Origin of the sequence: Pseudothauera nasutitermitis (genome assembly GCF_004801295.1) — a bacterium.
Classification (GTDB): domain Bacteria; phylum Pseudomonadota; class Gammaproteobacteria; order Burkholderiales; family Rhodocyclaceae; genus Pseudothauera; species Pseudothauera nasutitermitis.
The window spans coordinates 482,492-498,508 of record NZ_SSOC01000004.1; the positions used below are offsets into that span (position 1 = coordinate 482,492).

Here is a 16,017-nt window from a genome sequence, read left to right on the forward strand (position 1 = left end):
TCCAACTAACAGCGAGGTAGCTCGCATGACAAGCTACAGGCTTCACGACGACCTGTCGTTCTGCCATATCGATGGCCGCCTCATTTTCCTCGATACCAGAGAGGATCGATACTTTCTGCTCTCCGATCACTTGGAGCGCGCGTTCGACGCGCACACCGAAGGCATCGACCTTCCGCCAGACGATATAGCGCGTCTTGTTGAGCGCAACATCATCACAGATGCCCCACCGTCCACGAGAAGTTCGCGCAGTTCGATAGCAAATGCCTCGCGCAGCGCATTGGAGTTGTCATCAACTCCTACGCCAAGCAGTTTCGGCGCGGTCGCAGAGCTGTTCGCGATCATCTTGCGGACGAAAGTCCTACTGAAGACTCAACGTCTGCAGGCGACGCTGGACGACGCGATCGCTTACCGAACCCGCCACGCATCCCTTGAACGCCGAGACACTGAAGAGCGCTTGCTGGACAGCGCACATGCTTTCCTGAGAGCTCGAAAGCTCATCCCCATAGACACCCGTTGTCTTCTTGACTCGCTGTCGATGATGATATTCCTCGCGAGGCGCCACCTACATTCCAACATCGTATTTGGCGTCACAAACGATCCTTTCACCGCCCACTGCTGGGTGCAAACCGGGGATCTTATTCTCAACGACGCTGTTGGTAACACTAGGGCATATGCCACCATCCGGGTAATCTGATGAGCCATGCCTACTTAGTGCTAATAGAGGACGCGTGCCAGCCAGGCAGCCGAGACTCGAACCACCCGTCGGTTTCGCCGCGTAGCGCTGGAATGCAACTAAGGGCCACACTAGGCACGGCATTCGTTTTCACCTCCAGTGATACGCCAACCCTTCAGCTGCCAAACGGCGCGGTGATCATTGGCGATTTGTACTCCCTCAGCGGCAACCTGATCCAAGCCAGCAGCCAAATTTCCGGAGTTCCGTCCGATGCTTCCGAGGCACGGCGTCTCATCCTTCAGAACTATTGGGGCGACTACATCCTGGTTATGCAGGAAGCGAGCCACCAGCCCCTGATCAGCATAACGCGCGGCCCATCTCCAGCCAGCGACCTGCTGTGCTTCTACTCTGCACGCCATGGCAAGACCTTTGCGACATCGGATATCTCGCTGGTTACGCGGCTTGGCCACTATCACAAGCTTGTCGACTTCGACTACATCGCTCATCGCCTAATCTATCCTAGTCTCAAAACGAGTCGCACTGGCATAGCGGACGTCAGCGAGCTACTACCAGGTTGCACTTTGCGCTTGACTAATGGGCATGCCAATGTTGCCCAAGACTGGTCCCCGTGGAACTTCGTTGATAAGAACGCAAGATACTCCGATCATCATGAAGCGGCGTTGGCTATCCGGACCGCTATCAAGCTAGTCGTCGCCGCATGGGCGAATCAAGACAAGTCTATCCTGCTAGAGCTATCCGGCGGTCTAGATTCATCAATAGTCGGCGCCTGCCTGAAGGACACGCATGCAAACGTGACCTGTGGCACTTTGACGACTTCCACACCTGGCGCTGACGAGAGGGAGTACGCTGCGCTGGTCGCGGACATGCTGGGCGCAGAGCTACTCTCAACCCAACTGCAATACGACTATGCGCAGTTTGAGTTCCCGCTTCCGCAGCGCTTCGTCACACCTGTCATCGGACCTCTCCAATACGCGATCGATAGGGTCATGATGGAGACCGCCGACCAATATGGGGTCACCAGCTACTTCTCGGGGGCCGGTGGGGACACCGTCTTCTGCTATCAGACCAGCGCAGCACCTGCGGCCGACGCTTTTCTCGGGGCCGGAATCTCCACGGGCATCCGGACGATCCAGGACATCTCGATGTTTCACCAATGCACGTACTGGAAGGCTGGGCGCCTCACATTTCGCAAACTCTTCCAGCGGCAAGACAAGCTGTACGACATCGACCGAACCTTGCTATCCAAGCACATACCTCTACCTACAACGGAACAACATCCATGGCTGTCTCCGCCAAATGAGGAGGCCCTTATCGGTGATCGACAGCGCATCTTCGAGCTCAGCGCTACTCATTTTTTCAGGGATAGCTGCCTCAGAGCCACGACTCGACGATTCAGAATGCCGTTGCTGTCACAACCAGTCATCGAAGCATGCCTGCGGGCACCAAGCTGGATGTGGTTCTCTGGAGGTCAGAACAGGGCGGTTGCCAGACACGCATTCGCAGATGAACTTCCGCCAAGAATCCTTGCACGAAAGAGTAAGGGCTCATTCACTTCCTACCTGGGCGCACTGTATAGAAGGAGACGTGGTGAGATGTTGCACTTTCTACTTAATGGCGTACTGCAGTCACAAAACCTATTGGATGCCGGAGCGCTGCGAACATTAACCCAATCACAATCCACATCCGATGGAGACACCGTACTGCGCGTTCTGCAGCTATGTACTCTTGAGAACTGGGTACGACAGCAATCAAAATCGTCATGATTTGTCAGCTATTGCCCCGTCATGGCGAGATTGGTCTCCCGCATTAGCCGCCAACGAGCATACTGATTAGCTTTTCGCGGGTCGGCGTCCTCGATGTCCTGCAACCAAAATAGAAACCAGTCCAGATTCCGCTCGTAAACAGCCAGCTTGTGGCGAGGCTGGAATTTCTGATGCGGCTCATGCGGAAATACGTAAACGTCAGCCTGATGTGTGCGTATCATTTGAACAGCGTAATCAAGCGAGACTCGATACTCTTGCTCTGACAGTTGCATCAACACCGGGGCGTTCAACTGTTTTGGGTTGAAGGAAGGCGAGATTTGTCGCCAACGCTCCGGCGTTTTGTCCAGTTCCCCGAGTTGCCAGTATCGCTTCAGTCGTGATAAATGCGTGTCCTCCCACAGGCTGAACAGTAGAAGCAAGTTCGGAGATATCCCTGGGGTAGCAACCGATACTGCGCGGGGTACACGCGAGTACATCGTGGTCCATATGGCGACCTCTGCGCCCATGCTGAGACCGCCGACTCCAACCCGTTCCGGGTCGATGTCGCCGCGCGACGCCAGAAAATCCACTGCACTCTCGATGGCTAACCGACCAGTGTCATAGCGCTCGATAGCATCGGTTTTATAGGGCGCAGCATTGATGCACAAGGTCGAAACACCATTCCTGGCCAAAGTGGCCAGCGGCCATTCATCGCCGACGCCGCCGCGCAAGAAGCCCGAGCATCGGTAGTAGACAACGAACAGCGGAGGCGGCTTGTCGCCTGTTGAGGTTGCTGGGAAGAACTGCCCGGCAAACCGAGTTCCGTGGACGTCAGTCCAGCTCAGCAGATGCACAGGAGCTGATTCCGCCATATCGCGCGCCAGCGCCACGTTCGGCTCGAACAGCACTTTGCGCTCCCCAGACTCGAGATCGACCCTCTCTATTCGAGGTGGTCGGTCGGCTTCTGCTGCAACGCATATCAACGCATCAACTGCCGGTGCACACGCTCCAGGCCTCCAACGTCCCCCTCCGCCCATTTCCCCCCTAGACTCGGCTACGGGTAGCACACCGCCGGTGTCGACATTCCATCGGAAGATCGACTGTCCCAGCCCCTTGTCCGGGTCCGAAACCGTAAAGAGCACCTCGTCACTTCTGGGGCGCCAGAGGATGTCGGAAATGGGCCTGTTGGTGCATAGCTCCGCCATGCATTTCATTGGCTGGCGAGCGTCCAGCCCAGACAGCACCGCCAGTTCGACCGTTGGCCGGTTTAGTAGGCCATTTCCCTCTCCGGTGCGCGTCAAGATTGCCACACGCCCACTTCCAGTATCCTGCGTAGCTTGCCAGATCTCCCCAAGGTTCTGTGAAAGGTCGGGAGGGGTAAGCGGGCTTACAGGAACATCGTCTGGCGACAGGTCTGACTTCGTGCCTGTCGATAGCTCGATTGCCTTCCAGCGGCTGGGCGCCAGTTCCAGGAGCGGGAGGTGATCGAGCCCGCCACGGTCGATGAGACGCTGCGTCGACAGACGCCCTTCGTGATAAGCCGAGCGAAACACGTTGTCGCCAAGGGGAAGCGATCGATCAACCAGCACACCGCTGTCATACTCGGCCAACTCCGCGTTGACGACGTCTTCGCGTGTGGCGCCGACTCTGTATATTAGCGTCGTACCGTCGGCGCTCAGGGAGAATTCACGAACATTTGCTGGATCACGTGTTACCGGCTCGGTGCGGGAACCATCCACAGCAGCGCGCCACACGTCAACTCGGCCGTCGAAGACGGCACGATAGAAAATCCATAGTCCATCAGGCGACCATTTGGCAACTTCGCCCACGCTTACCCCGCCATGTCGCAACGGCTCCCCGCCGTCACCTAGACGTCTCGGCGGCGATGTCCCATCACTCGGCTGGACATACCAAACCGTGTCATATGTATTCCGTTCAATGGACGCCTGCTCGGTCCGGAATGCGACCATGTGCCCATCGGGGGACACCGATGCACCTGAGAAGTCGATCACTTCCACCAACTGCCGGATAGATGCCGCCTCTACTCGAGACACGTGAAAAGGGATCAGCAGTGCGGCCAGCAGGAGGGTCCGCATGAAGTTCACAGCGGCTGCTCTGTTCACGACCACCTCTTGGTAACTGCGTTGCACCTGCCTCTGGCACCGGTGAATCAAGCTATGCTTGGGCGGGCGGCAAGTAGTTGCAGGGTGTGGGAAGAGTTTTCTGATCTCTGGCGGATGTGCGCCGCCTACCGATCACGTCTGGGGCGCCGATGTCACCAACGCCTTGCCACTGAGAGACTCAGGAAGCGACCAACCGCGGAATAGTTGGTCGAGTCGTACGGCGCCGAGATGGCCCAGCCGATTCCGTCGGCCGCGAACAATGGCGGCGCTCGATCGAGCAGATTCTGCAAGGACAGAGAGAAGTCCCATCCAGATCGAGAGGCATCGGGCTGGCTTGTGCTGTAGCGCAAGGTGGCATCGAAAGTGGTGAACGATCCGCCTTTCATTCCGTTCGCTGGATTGGTCACGCCACTGGTGTAGTTGGCGAAGGTTGATGCCATAAAGCCTGCCCGATACCAGACAGCCCCCAGTCGACTGTTGACCTTGGCGGGATAGAAGAGTCTGCCCGCGAGATCGAATGGCAGTGCCGCCGACGATGTCTGCTGCGAACTGTCCAGAAAGCTTGCCGATCCGCGTATCGTCATCTGCCCGGAGGCCAGCCCGAATCGATAGGACCCCGATAGATCTAGACCCTTGATCCGCTGCCAGCTCGTATTGGTGAAGCGCGGATACGCAATCGCCACGACATTGCCAGGATCGTAAGGCGTACCAGTAGCATTGAGGAACAGGTCGGCTGCGGCAATTGCTTCGTCCTGCTCTTGAGGCGTCGGAGAAAGCCTGATGAATTCGGCGTACTCCGGGATGTTGAGTGCTTGGGAAAAGTTGGCGATCGGCTGCACCACACGATCGGTATAGTCGATGTCGAACCAAGACAATTCCATCTCTAGGCCATGTATGGCTTCTGGATGGAACGCTATCGATGCACTCCAGGTTCGTGCGCGCTCGGCATCCAAGTCCGGATTGCCGCCGGCAATCCCGAGCACGGTAGATCCGGGCGGATAGTCAGTCCCGCCCAGCCAAGCAGCGGGATACAGGACGGCCTGCCGTGCCCAGAAGCGCTCATTAAGCGTGGGCGCCTTGAAAGACTTCCCCCACGATGCCTTCAATGTGAAGTCGGCATTTGGCCCATAGATCAGGCCAAGCTTCGGCGTGGTGACGCTACCGAACGTGTCGTAGTCCTCGCCACGCATTGCGCCTGTCATCACCAGCCTTCGTACTCCGCCGATGTTCGAGTCAGGTCCTACTAGCGGTAGATTGATCTCCGCATATGCGAATCGGCTGCTTTCTGAGCCTTGTATGGTGGTGGTGTTGGTCAGGTGATTGAACTGCATGAAGTCGTTCGACCTGTGACCTGCACCGACCGCAAGTCGGGCATCACCTCCACCCATCTCGAACAAGGGGCCTTCCGCGCTGGCCTCATAGACCTCGCTCCGATTGCACCAACAGTCGTTTTGTGTGCGCGTTAGTGCTTCTGTTCCATGCGTTGCTCTCGCGACGTCGCGAGTATGCTCATCCTTTCCCAGTGCCCCCATGATGGACAGCACCCAGTCGTTCGGCAGCGAGAACTCGATGGCAGGAGCTACTAAAGAGGACGTGGTTTCTCCTGCCACGATGTAGTAATACGTGGGATCAGTCATGTTGAAGGCCTGATCACGCCGTGTCCTGAGTGCATCCAGACGCAGTTCGACCAGTTCGCCGAGGGACTGGTGGATGCTGAACAGCCCACTATGCACGTCGCCACCCGGATAGATAGTTGCGGGTTCTGGCATGTGGTTGGCGGTGTATTCGCGCTGGCGAGCGTAGATCGGGTCGGTGGAGGCATCCTTGTAGGTCGCGAGCAGGCCGCCGCTCGACCAAGTGGTGCCAGCCGTAGCGGTGTACTCGCGCGTCGTCAGTCCCCCGTCGGTAGCGGTGCCATACCGGACGCCTAGCGCGAAACCATCGAAATCCCGCTTGAGGATTACATTGCCCACGCCACCTACCGCGTCGGAACCGTAGATGGCTGAAGCGCCGTCTGCGACGATTTCGATCCGCTCGACCGCCTCGACCGGAATCACGCTGATGTCGACCGTCTGCGAGAATCCGCCATACGCCATGCGACGGCCATTGAGCAGCATCAGCGTGGCATCAGGCCCGAGACCGCGCAGGTTCAGGCTCGACCCACCCGTGATGTTCTGATTGGCGTTGCCGCCGGCGCCTGTCTCTGCTCCCAAAGCAACTCCCGGGTTTTGCCCGCCGGAGAAGTTCTGAGGCACGCTGCGGATGACCTCACCCAAATCGGCGAAGCCTTCCTCCTGGATTTGCGCCGCACTGATGCCAATCACCGGCGATGGCGTCACTCCGCCACGAATGCGCGTACCGGTCACCATCATCCTGCCAAGCTCGGTGACCTCCGTGCCTTCGCTGCCTGCAGGCGCTGCCTGAGTTGCAGCCGCCGCCGGCCGCGCCGCTGCCGGGCTGCGCGTGTTGCCCTGCCGCCTAATGACCACGGTGGTGTCGTCGGCCTGCTGGTACTCCAGGCCGCTGCCCTGCAACAGCGCTTCCAGGGCCTGGCGCCAGGTCAGCCGCCCGGTGAGGGCCTTCGACTGCCGGCTGGCCACCAGCTCGGGCTGGTAGACCACCTGGATGCCGGTCTGCGTACTGAAGCGGTCCAGCGCGCCCGCGAGGTCCCGCGCTGGGATGTTGAAGTCGGTGGCCGCGTCCACGGTGGGGCGGGACTGCGCCATCGCCGTGTAGGCGGGCAGGCAGGCCGCAATGGCGGCGGCCAGCAGGGCGCGGAGGAGCGATTGGCTGCAGCGGCCGAGCCGGACTTCTGTACGCATGTTGTGTTCTCTTCCCCATGTGGTGCGCGGCACGATTGCCATTGCGCCCCCTTGAAGAAGATTGATGACGGGAAGGCGGAACCCCGTACGTCGCACGACGCTGCCTGCGTCATTCCGGCAGCAGCACGATGTCGGCGCCGCTGTCGTCCACCCGCACCGGCAGGATCAACTGGACCGAAGTGGCGATGGATGCGCTCTGGCCGGCGCGGAAGTTGCCGCTCAGCGGGATGTCGGCCAGGGACGGGTCGCCCAGCCTCAGCTTCCGGTCGGAGTAGCGGTTGGCCTCGGCGACCACCTGGCTCAGCGGGGCGTTGCGGAAGCGCAACCAGCCGTCCACCCAGCCATTGGCCTGCTCCAGGTCGACGGGCTGGACCAGGATGCCGGCGTTGGCGGTCAGCAGGGCGCGCTCGTTGGGTTGCAGGGCGTGCCGTTCCTGGCCGTGCGCCACCTCCACCTTGCCCTCCAGCAGGGTGACGGCGGCCGCGTCGGCGTCGCGGCGCACCTGGAAGCGGGTGCCGATGGCGGTCACGGTGCTGTCGCCCAGGTGCACCACGAACGGCTTTGCGGCGTCGCGCGCCACGTCGAACTGGGCCTCGCCGTGCCGCAGCTCGACGTCGCGCCGGCGGCGGCTATAGCGCACGGCCAGGGCGGTATCGGTGTTCAGCACCGCCACGGTGCCGTCGGCCAGCGTCTCCGTGCGGCGTTCGCCGAGCGCGGTCGCATAGATCACGGCCTCCGGCGGTGCGTATCGCGAGGCCATGAAGACCCCGCCGAACAGCAGGCCGACCGTCACTGCCGCGGCCGATGCCCAGCCGGGCCAGCGACTTCGCCGCAGCGATGCCATGTCGGGCCCCCTGAGCGCTTGCAGGCGGGGCGCGTCGCGCAGCTCGCCGGCAAGGTCCCACAGCCGCTGGATCTTGGCGTACTCGGCGGCATGGCGTGGATCCGCTGCCAGCCACGCTTCGCGCTGCCGGCGCTGCTGCGGGGATTCGGCGCGGCGCCGGGAGAAGTACTCGGTGGCCTGCTCGGCGATCCGGCTGGATGGCGTGTCCATTTCAAAAATCCCTGTCGCCCACCGCCTCGCGGCAGGCATGCAATGCGCGCTGGATGTGCTTCTCGACCATCCGCAGCGAGATGCCCATCTTTTCGGCCACCTGCGGCTGGGTGAGGCCGTCGAACCGGGTGAGCACGAAGGCGATGCGGCACTTCCTGGGGAGCCCGGCGATGGTGCGCTCGAGCACCTGAAGCACCTGGCGGTCATTGGCGGTGTCCTCGACGGGCGGCTGGTCCAACGAGATCGGGCCGGCATCGTCCAGCGAGACATGCTGGGTGGCGTGGTGGCGATGCCGGGATCGGTGGTATTCGAAGATCAGGTTGTGGGCGATGCGGTAGAGCATCGACCGGTGGTCCTCGATCTGCGGGGCATCGCGGTAGGTCATCATCCGCGAGAAGGTCTCCTGGGTCAGGTCGGCGGCGGTCTCGCGGTCGCCGAGCCGCCTGCGCATGAAGGCGAACAGCTCGTCGCGATGCTGGGACACCGCGGCGTCGAAGCCGGCGCAGCGGGCGTCCTCCTCGTCGAGTGGCCTTGGTGTTGCGTCTCCGGGGCGCTGCGGCGAGGTCATGCCGGGCGCGCCGGACGCTGCGGAGCCTGGGTCAGCCGGCCCATCCGCGGCGCACGGCAGCGCAAGGCCACAGCATTCACCAAGGTTCCCGCGCAGGCAAGCGCGCCGCCGCCCGGGGGCGGCGAAGGCATGCGGCGGATCGGGACGACGGAACAAGGCGGCCTCCGGACGAGCGACAGGACAGAGTCGCGGTCGAGCGGCCCCTATGGAGACCTGATGACGGGGAGGGCCAACCCCGTATGTCCGCCGGTGGGTGGCAGCGCACCGGCGAAATCCGGGGGCGGCGATGTCCCGATTCTCTGTGGCGGCCGCGCGCGATCGCGATTGAACTGTTGCCTTCGACCCACCGGACTCCAGGCATGGCCGCTTTCAGGCACCGCTTCGCCGCCCTGGCACCCCCGCACGGCCGCCGCAACGAGCGGCCGTGCGCCATCGTGATCGACCGCCCATGAGCTGGGCCGCCGTCCGCCGCTACGGCGCGCGTCTGCTCGCGGCTCTGCTGTTGCTGGTGGCGGTGCTGTTGCTGGCCTTGGCCGTCAACGTGGTCGGCATCCGCATCGCCGGTGGCATCGACGGCTGGGAGCGCTGGATGGCCGCGCACGCCAGCGCCTTCCTGGTCTGGCGGCTGCTGCTGTATGGCGGCACGGCGTGGGGCTGGATCTGGATGCGCCGCCGCGTGCGTGCGCGCGAGCCCGAGGGCGCCTCGATGCAGCGCCTGGTGCGCCTGGAAGTCGCCGCGGTGGTCGCGCTGCTGGTACTGGAAGTCAGCCTGCTGGTGCAGGCCGGGTGATGCGGAGTCCGCGATGACGCTCTACACGACCGATTACTTGGAGTATTACCTGACGCTGGTCTCGTGGATCGTCCACAACGGCGTGTGGGCGGTGCTGGTCGCGAGCGGGGTGTTCGCCATCCCGTTCCTGGCCATCGTGATCCAGGAGTGGCTGAAGGCCCGCTCGGAAGGCGCGGACGAGGGCAACAAGGGCCTGCTGTCGGCGGCCCGCATCGAGAACCGGGTGTTCGTGGCGATCGTCGTGATCATGTTCGCGGGCATTCCGTTCATCGACGTCGATTTCAGCACGCTGCAGTTCGACCGCTCGCGGTCCGAGCAGTGCCAGGTGAGTGTGCCCGAGCCGTCGGAAACAGGCTGGTCGCAGTCCTTCAGCACGATCAACAACCAGTCGGCGAAGGTACCGGTCTGGTGGTTCTTCATGCACGCGATCTCGCGGGCGGTCACCGGTGCCTCGGTGGCGGCGATCCCCTGCGGCACCGATCTGCGGCAGATGCGGATGGACGTGGATGCCACGCGCATCGACGACCCCGTGCTGTCCCAGGAGGTCGCCGACTTCAGCCAGCACTGCTATGGCCCCGCCCGCGCACGGCTGTTCATGTCGCGGCCGGATCTGGACGAGGAACAGATGCACGACGTGACGTGGATCGGCTCGCGCTTCTTCCTTGACACGCCCGGGTTCTACGACACCTACCGCTCCAGGACGCCGCGCGAAGGCTGGCCGTACGACAGCACCCGCGATGCCGGCCTGGCCGAAGTGCCCAGCGGAGCCGGCTATCCGACCTGCCGGCAGTGGTGGGCCGACAGCAACGGCCTGCGCGCGCGGCTGCTGGATCAGGTCGATCCCGGCCTGCTGACGCGCATCGGCGGCTGGGCGGGCTTCCTGAGCCAGGACCAGGTGAACGACTCGGTGATCCGCGCGATCGCCTCGCCGCGGCAGCAGAACGTGAACCGGGGCGCCGTCTACACGGACTACGGCGGGCAGATCGAGATGACCTTGCCCAACATCGTCACCCGCGCCGCCGGCGACGTGGGGCTGGCGGTGGGATCGCTGGGCTACTTCCCGGCGATGGACGTGGTGCGGCAGGCCCTGCCGATGGTGATGGCCTTGCTCAAGATGGCCTTGGTGATCTGCATCCCGATGGTGCTGTTGATCGGCACCTACGACCTGAAGACCCTGGTGACGGTGAGCGTGGTGCAGTTTTCGCTGTTCTTCGTGGACTTCTGGTTCCAACTGGCGAGATGGGTGGATTCGACGATCCTGGACGCGCTCTACGGCTGGGGCTGGGGCTACAACCGCCCGCACACCAACTTCGACCCGCTGATCGGGCTGAACAACGCGTTCGGGGACATGCTCTTGAACTTCGTCATGGCGGCGATGTTCATCGTGCTGCCTGGCTTCTGGGTGACGGCCTTGGCCTGGGCCGGGATACGTGCCGGCAACTTTGTTCAGATGATGACCACTGCCACCGACGGCGCGAAGTCTGCAGGGTCGAAGGGGCCGGGCGCCATTTCCAAGTCACTCCGGTAACTTTCCCGGCTTGTCACTCGTCTTCATGGGGATCGCCGATATCGATCCGTATGTCGCCGCGATACAGGCCATAGCCCGCAGGACCAACTTTCCACTCGGTCCGGTCCTCGTCTTCGTCTTCCCAGTCCGCGTTGCGAGCCACCCAGGCCGCAGCCACCGCGAACACCAGTAGCAGCGCCAGCCAGAACGCGGCGTACAGCAGCACGCCCAGCACGGCCAGCTTGACGATCCAGAGCAGTACGGTCGCACCGCCGGCCGGCACGCCGCGCGCCACCAGCCAGCCTGCCACGCGGCGCTCGCGACGCACGTAACCGCGCCACATCCCGCCGAGCCAACGGCCCAGGCGTTCTGCATTGCTGATGCGGTTCTTCGTGCTCGTCGTCATCTCTCGCTTCCCGCCGGTACTTCAACTCGTTCCAGATTGAAATGGATTCCTGATACCAAGACTCTCTTCGAGGATCTGCCCATGGCCCAGATCCTCTGTGTAGAGCGTCGTACAGCCTGCCGCGATGGCGGCCGACGCGATGCAGGCATCGTAGAACGACAGCCGATAGCGTTGCGCGAGGTGTCGCGCACGATCGTGTACATCCTCGGTCAGCGCGACGACCTTGCAGAAGCTGCGAACCAGATCAAGGAACTGCGCGATCTCATCCCAGCCCATCCTCAACTTCCGCACGCACACGTGGGTGACCTCATTGAGCACCTGCACGCTGATGATCGGCGCCTGCCTGAGCAGCGCTTCGGCACCGTCGGCCTTGCGGGCATCCTCGGACAACAGGTACAGCACCACATTGCTGTCCAAGAAAACAGGACTGCGATCAGCCACGGGCATTCGCCTCGTCTCGATCGAACTTGAAGTCAGCCGGCAGCTTGCCACGGAACTGCCTCAACCGCGCGAGCAGGGCGTCCACGCCAGGCTTCTTTCGTACGGCGAACCTACGTGGCGCATCGACCACGATCTCGATGTCGTCACCTTCGCTCAACTCAAGTGCTTCTACGACGCTGGCCGGAAGACGGACGGCCAGGCTGTTACCCCATTTTGCGACCTGCATCGCGATCTCCAATCAATGATATACGTGAGTGAAATGTATATCACAAAGAGGGAGGCAGCAAGACCCGCGATGGTACTGCCGGCAGGCGTCAGGATTGCCGGATCCGAGCATCTCGAACACGTCCCGGTACAAGGACGCTCATGTCACTTCAACGCTCGCCCGCCCAACCCGCGGCGGCCGCTTCATTCATTTCCTCGATGGTCGCGACCTTGTCCGTCTTGCCGGCGAGCAGCCCGAGAAACCCGTCGATCGAACCGGTCGGCTTCGCCGCACGCACCCGAAGCTCTCCTCCAGGCAGCTTTTCGAGTTCGAGCCGCTCTCCCGGCTTGATGCCAAGATGCTGCAGCAGCTCCCGCTTCAGCGTGACCTGGCCCTTGGTAGTGACTGTCAGTGATGGCATGGTGATCTCCTGGAAAAGCTCACATCGTCGATGCCGTAATCGAAGAGTCGTACCGGAAGAACAACTGGAACAGTCTCCCGATTCTGGCGCGCCGCCAGGCGGTGGGCCGATCCCAGGATCAAAGCACGACGTCGCCGCGGATCTCCTCGGTAAGGTCCACCATGTGTCGCACCGACGATCGCATTGCATGGGCAAAACCGGCAGGCAATTGCCTCACCCGGCGATTGGCTCGGATATCGGCGTCCAGTTGTTCCAGCAGGGCGGCCAGGTCCACACCATTGACCGGCCGGGCGTCCAAAGCGTCGCAGGACGGAATCTCGCTGGCTGGTTCTCGCTTGACCTTCATCTCCACTCCAAACTGAATCATCCGCCGTGGCGCGTCCAGAACTCGGCAGGCGTCACGATGGGATAGCGATCCGCCAATGCCAACAAGTCCTTGTCGCCGGTGACCAGATAGTGCGCCTTGCCGGCCAGCAGCGTCTGCAGCACGGGCTGGTCGGCCGGATCGCGCAGTTGGTCGTCCTCCGCGCCTCCGGGCTCAACGACATCGGCCAGGAACATCAAGCTGTCGGCCAGGTCGCGGATCTCTGCGGCGCTCAGGCTCACGCGTGAGAGACGCGGCAGCACCCGTACCAGTTCGTCCAAGATGTAGCGCGACAGCGCTACGTCCAGCGCACCCTGGCGCCATGCGGCGACGATGCGTCCCGGCACGCTGCCCGGATAGGCCAGACCCGACACCAGGACGTTGGTATCGAGCACGACGCGCAGTCCCGGCATCAGCGCTTCTGCCGTTCTTCCGCCACCGCGGCGTCGATCTCGGCCAAGCCGTCCTCGACCGGCACGTCGGCATACGCTTCGGCGATCCGGTTGCTCAGCACGTCGAAACGCTCCCGCATGCGCCGGATGCGGGCGAACAGTTCGGCATCGACCAGTGCTGCCACCGGCTTGCCGTCCTTGTTGATGACGATGCTGTCGTTGCGGTACTGCACCTGGTTGAGCATCTCGCCCAGGTTCTGCCGGAAATTGACGGCGTTGACTTCAGTGATCATGATGTCCACCTGACCAGTATGATTGATATGGTCATTATGGCTCGACGCGCGCATGGTGTCCACCCGGCCAGTTGCAAAGGGTTCAAGCGCGGGGCCTGACACAGGGGCCTTGCCGCTTCAATCGGCACCGAGCCAGCGCGCATTGACGGTGGAGCGGGCCTTCGCATCCCCCTATACCCAAAGGCTAACGACAAAGGCCAAAGGGCCGGCAAGGGGCAAGGGAACGGAGGCAAGGGGAAAGGCCCTACCCGAAAAGGCCAAAAGGCGCTCCTGCCAGCCCGTCATCCGGGATACGCCATGCTCTCGCTGTTCCAGCGCAAACGGACACCCCCCGCTGCCGGCGCGACGCCGACACCCGCCGCCGAAGCTCCGAAAGGGCTGACGCGGCCGCAGTCGTCGGCGTCGCTGCTGGCCACCCCGCGCAGGCAGCGCCTGCTGGAACACATCTGGCAGCGCACCTCGCTGTCGCGCGGCCAGTTCGCAAAGCTGTACCTCGCGCCGCTGGAGCGCTACGCCGAGCTGGTGCAGCAGTTCCCCGCTTCGGAAAGCCACCACCACGCCTACCCCGGCGGCATGCTCGACCATGGCCTGGAAATCGTGGCCTACGCGCTCAAGCTGCGTCAGGCGCACCTGCTGCCCGTGGGCACGCCACCGGAGGACCAGGCGGCCCAGGCCGAGGTCTGGACCGCCGCCGGGGCCTACGCCGCGCTGCTGCACGACATCGGCAAGATCGCCGTCGACCTGCACGTCGAGCTGGTGGACGGCACCACCTGGCACCCCTGGCACGGGCCGTTGCAGCGGCCGTACCGCTTCCGCTACCGGGAGGATCGGGAGTACCGGCTGCACGGCGCCGCCACCGGGCTGCTGTATCACCGGCTGCTCGACCGGGAGATCCTCGACTGGCTCAGCGGCTATCCCGGGCCGTGGGCGTCCCTGCTCTATGTGCTGGCCGGTCAATACGAGCACGCCGGCGTGCTGGGGGAACTCGTAGTCCAGGCCGACCGGGCGTCCGTCGCGCAGGAACTTGGTGGCGACCCCACGCGCGCGCTGGCCGCGCCCAAGACTGCCTTGCAGCGCAAGCTGCTGGACGGCTTGCGCTATCTGCTCAAGCAGGAGTTGAAGTTGAATCAGCCGGAAGCCTCTGATGGCTGGCTCACCCGTGACGCGCTGTGGCTGGTCAGCAAGACTGTCTCGGACAAGCTCCGGGCGCATTTGCTGTCGCTCGGCGTCGAGGGCATTCCGGCCAACAACACCGCAATCTTCAATGTGCTGCAGGAGCACGGCATGCTACAGCCGACACCGGACGGCAAGGCGATCTGGCGCGCGACGATTGCCAGCGACAAGGGTTGGTCCCATACATTGACACTCCTGCGACTGGCTCCGGCGCTGGTCTGGGACGCGGCGGAGCGTCCTGAGCCGTTCATGGGAACTGTCACCGTGGATGCTGAGCTGGATGCTCAAACCACGCCATCACTCGATTCCGCACCGTCATCGGAGGCCGATGGCCCGGCATCGGCTGACGCGCGCGTGGTGCCTGCCGGAGCTCCCCCGATGGCGAAGGTTGAAGCGCACGCCGCTGACATGATGGACGATCTGCTCTCGATGTTCGGCAGCACCATACCGCCCGACACCGAACCCCGCGAGTCGGTCCAACCGGTGCAGCCGCTCATCGATTCGGAACGAATGCCTCCCGAATCGGAGAGGGGATGCGAGGCAGCGCGTCCTTCGACCAATGAACCCACCCACATCCCACCGGGCCCATCGGCCGAGCACTTCCTCGCTTGGCTGCAGAACCGTATCCAGATGCGCAAATTGATCATCAACGACGCGCGGGCACTGGTGCATACCGTCGCAGGCACGGCCTACTTGGTGAGCCCTGGCGTATTCCAGCGTTATGCACAAGAGCACCCACAGGTGGCGACACTCGCGAAGCAGGAGCAGTTGCCCGACTGGCGATGGATGCAAAAGCGCTTCGAGAGGCTGCAGGTGCACCGCAAGCAGCCGAGCGGGCTCAACATCTGGACCTGCGACGTGTCTGGTCCCCGCAAGACCAAGCGCGTGCATGGTTATCTGCTCGATGATCCCGGTCGCGTCTTCTCCGAGGTGCCGCCAGACAATCCCTATCTGTCACTCAGCGCACAGGACGAGCAGAACGTGAAGCCCTAAGATTGAGTCGAGCCGCCCACATAGATTGC

At 62.8% G+C, this 16,017-nt stretch carries 16 protein-coding genes; 5 read left to right on the top strand and 11 right to left on the bottom strand.

The genetic code is table 11. The annotated features are described in order from the left end of the window. The first annotated feature begins 25 nt into the window (after positions 1-25). A complete protein-coding gene (locus tag E6C76_RS12610; protein ID WP_136348568.1) occupies positions 26-694 on the top strand; it encodes a lasso peptide biosynthesis B2 protein in 669 nt (222 codons plus the stop codon). Continuing rightward, entirely contained in the window at positions 694-2,457 is a 1,764-nt protein-coding gene (locus tag E6C76_RS12615; RefSeq protein WP_136348569.1) for an asparagine synthase-related protein, read from the top strand. Before E6C76_RS12610 ends, E6C76_RS12615 begins: the two co-directional genes overlap by 1 nt. Positions 2,458-2,465: 8 nt before the next feature. On the opposite strand, the gene E6C76_RS12620 is transcribed toward E6C76_RS12615, so the two are convergent. The 4 genes from E6C76_RS12620 to E6C76_RS12635 all read right to left on the bottom strand — a co-directional run bounded on the left by E6C76_RS12620 (position 2,466) and on the right by E6C76_RS12635 (position 9,003). Further along, positions 2,466-4,559 (bottom strand): Atxe2 family lasso peptide isopeptidase, encoded by a 2,094-nt coding sequence (locus tag E6C76_RS12620; RefSeq protein WP_211090208.1) that lies wholly within the window; start codon positions 4,557-4,559, stop codon positions 2,466-2,468. Between the two features lie 152 nt (positions 4,560-4,711). Then, on the bottom strand, positions 4,712-7,381 hold the full coding sequence (locus tag E6C76_RS12625) for a TonB-dependent receptor (protein WP_211090209.1): 2,670 nt from the start codon (positions 7,379-7,381) through the stop codon (positions 4,712-4,714). 109 nt (positions 7,382-7,490) lie between these two features. Next, complete coding sequence (locus tag E6C76_RS12630; protein WP_168734331.1) at positions 7,491-8,435, bottom strand: FecR family protein; 945 nt, start codon at positions 8,433-8,435, stop codon at positions 7,491-7,493. 1 nt (position 8,436) lies between these two features. Next, positions 8,437-9,003, bottom strand: coding sequence for an RNA polymerase sigma factor (locus E6C76_RS12635; protein WP_136348571.1), 567 nt, complete (start codon positions 9,001-9,003; stop codon positions 8,437-8,439). A gap of 448 nt (positions 9,004-9,451) precedes the next feature. Between E6C76_RS12635 and E6C76_RS12640 the strand changes: the two genes are divergently transcribed. Next, positions 9,452-9,793, top strand: coding sequence for a hypothetical protein (locus tag E6C76_RS12640; protein ID WP_136348572.1), 342 nt, complete (start codon positions 9,452-9,454; stop codon positions 9,791-9,793). Positions 9,794-9,806: 13 nt separating this feature from the next. Continuing rightward, positions 9,807-11,321 carry a conjugal transfer protein TraG N-terminal domain-containing protein gene (locus tag E6C76_RS12645; RefSeq protein ID WP_136348573.1) on the top strand — a complete coding sequence of 505 codons (1,515 nt, stop codon included), beginning with the start codon at positions 9,807-9,809 and terminating at the stop codon, positions 11,319-11,321. Between the two features lie 13 nt (positions 11,322-11,334). Here the strand turns inward: E6C76_RS12645 and E6C76_RS12650 are convergent, their stop codons facing one another. The 7 genes from E6C76_RS12650 to E6C76_RS12680 all read right to left on the bottom strand — a co-directional run bounded on the left by E6C76_RS12650 (position 11,335) and on the right by E6C76_RS12680 (position 13,822). After that, the gene (locus E6C76_RS12650; protein ID WP_136348574.1) at positions 11,335-11,706 is read right to left on the bottom strand and encodes a DUF3742 family protein; all 372 of its coding nucleotides are present in this window, start codon (positions 11,704-11,706) and stop codon (positions 11,335-11,337) included. Positions 11,707-11,727: 21 nt separating this feature from the next. Then, positions 11,728-12,147 carry a PIN domain-containing protein gene (locus tag E6C76_RS12655; RefSeq protein WP_211090210.1) on the bottom strand — a complete coding sequence of 140 codons (420 nt, stop codon included), beginning with the start codon at positions 12,145-12,147 and terminating at the stop codon, positions 11,728-11,730. Then, on the bottom strand, positions 12,140-12,373 hold the full coding sequence (locus E6C76_RS12660) for an AbrB/MazE/SpoVT family DNA-binding domain-containing protein (RefSeq protein ID WP_136348576.1): 234 nt from the start codon (positions 12,371-12,373) through the stop codon (positions 12,140-12,142). Before E6C76_RS12660 ends, E6C76_RS12655 begins: the two co-directional genes overlap by 8 nt. Before the next feature lie 148 nt (positions 12,374-12,521). Continuing rightward, positions 12,522-12,773, bottom strand: a complete 252-nt coding sequence (locus E6C76_RS12665; protein ID WP_122228678.1) for an AbrB/MazE/SpoVT family DNA-binding domain-containing protein — start codon at positions 12,771-12,773, stop codon at positions 12,522-12,524. Between the two features lie 118 nt (positions 12,774-12,891). Further along, positions 12,892-13,119: a hypothetical protein gene (locus E6C76_RS12670; RefSeq protein WP_136348577.1), complete on the bottom strand. Its 228-nt coding sequence runs from the start codon at positions 13,117-13,119 to the stop codon at positions 12,892-12,894. A 17-nt stretch (positions 13,120-13,136) separates the two neighbouring features. Next, a complete protein-coding gene (locus tag E6C76_RS12675) occupies positions 13,137-13,550 on the bottom strand; it encodes a putative toxin-antitoxin system toxin component, PIN family (protein ID WP_136348578.1) in 414 nt (137 codons plus the stop codon). Beyond that, complete coding sequence (locus E6C76_RS12680; protein WP_136348579.1) at positions 13,550-13,822, bottom strand: type II toxin-antitoxin system prevent-host-death family antitoxin; 273 nt, start codon at positions 13,820-13,822, stop codon at positions 13,550-13,552. The genes E6C76_RS12675 and E6C76_RS12680 overlap by 1 nt, the downstream gene beginning before the upstream one ends. A 297-nt stretch (positions 13,823-14,119) precedes the next feature. On the opposite strand from E6C76_RS12680, the gene mobH reads away from it, so the two are divergent. Next, on the top strand, positions 14,120-15,988 hold the full coding sequence (mobH, locus tag E6C76_RS12685; protein WP_122228676.1) for a MobH family relaxase: 1,869 nt from the start codon (positions 14,120-14,122) through the stop codon (positions 15,986-15,988). Positions 15,989-16,017: the final 29 nt, after the last annotated feature.

Coding starts and splice junctions, on each gene's coding strand:
- mobH (WP_122228676.1), top strand. CDS start 14,120: ATGCTCTCGCTGTTCCAGCGCAAACGGACACCCCCCGCTGCCGGCGCG.
- E6C76_RS12680 (WP_136348579.1), bottom strand. CDS start 13,822: ATGATCACTGAAGTCAACGCCGTCAATTTCCGGCAGAACCTGGGCGAG.
- E6C76_RS12610 (WP_136348568.1), top strand. CDS start 26: ATGACAAGCTACAGGCTTCACGACGACCTGTCGTTCTGCCATATCGAT.
- E6C76_RS12665 (WP_122228678.1), bottom strand. CDS start 12,773: ATGCCATCACTGACAGTCACTACCAAGGGCCAGGTCACGCTGAAGCGG.
- E6C76_RS12615 (WP_136348569.1), top strand. CDS start 694: ATGAGCCATGCCTACTTAGTGCTAATAGAGGACGCGTGCCAGCCAGGC.
- E6C76_RS12675 (WP_136348578.1), bottom strand. CDS start 13,550: ATGCCGGGACTGCGCGTCGTGCTCGATACCAACGTCCTGGTGTCGGGT.
- E6C76_RS12650 (WP_136348574.1), bottom strand. CDS start 11,706: ATGACGACGAGCACGAAGAACCGCATCAGCAATGCAGAACGCCTGGGC.
- E6C76_RS12635 (WP_136348571.1), bottom strand. CDS start 9,003: ATGACCTCGCCGCAGCGCCCCGGAGACGCAACACCAAGGCCACTCGAC.
- E6C76_RS12645 (WP_136348573.1), top strand. CDS start 9,807: ATGACGCTCTACACGACCGATTACTTGGAGTATTACCTGACGCTGGTC.
- E6C76_RS12640 (WP_136348572.1), top strand. CDS start 9,452: ATGAGCTGGGCCGCCGTCCGCCGCTACGGCGCGCGTCTGCTCGCGGCT.
- E6C76_RS12625 (WP_211090209.1), bottom strand. CDS start 7,381: ATGCGTACAGAAGTCCGGCTCGGCCGCTGCAGCCAATCGCTCCTCCGC.
- E6C76_RS12670 (WP_136348577.1), bottom strand. CDS start 13,119: ATGAAGGTCAAGCGAGAACCAGCCAGCGAGATTCCGTCCTGCGACGCT.
- E6C76_RS12630 (WP_168734331.1), bottom strand. CDS start 8,435: ATGGACACGCCATCCAGCCGGATCGCCGAGCAGGCCACCGAGTACTTC.
- E6C76_RS12660 (WP_136348576.1), bottom strand. CDS start 12,373: ATGCAGGTCGCAAAATGGGGTAACAGCCTGGCCGTCCGTCTTCCGGCC.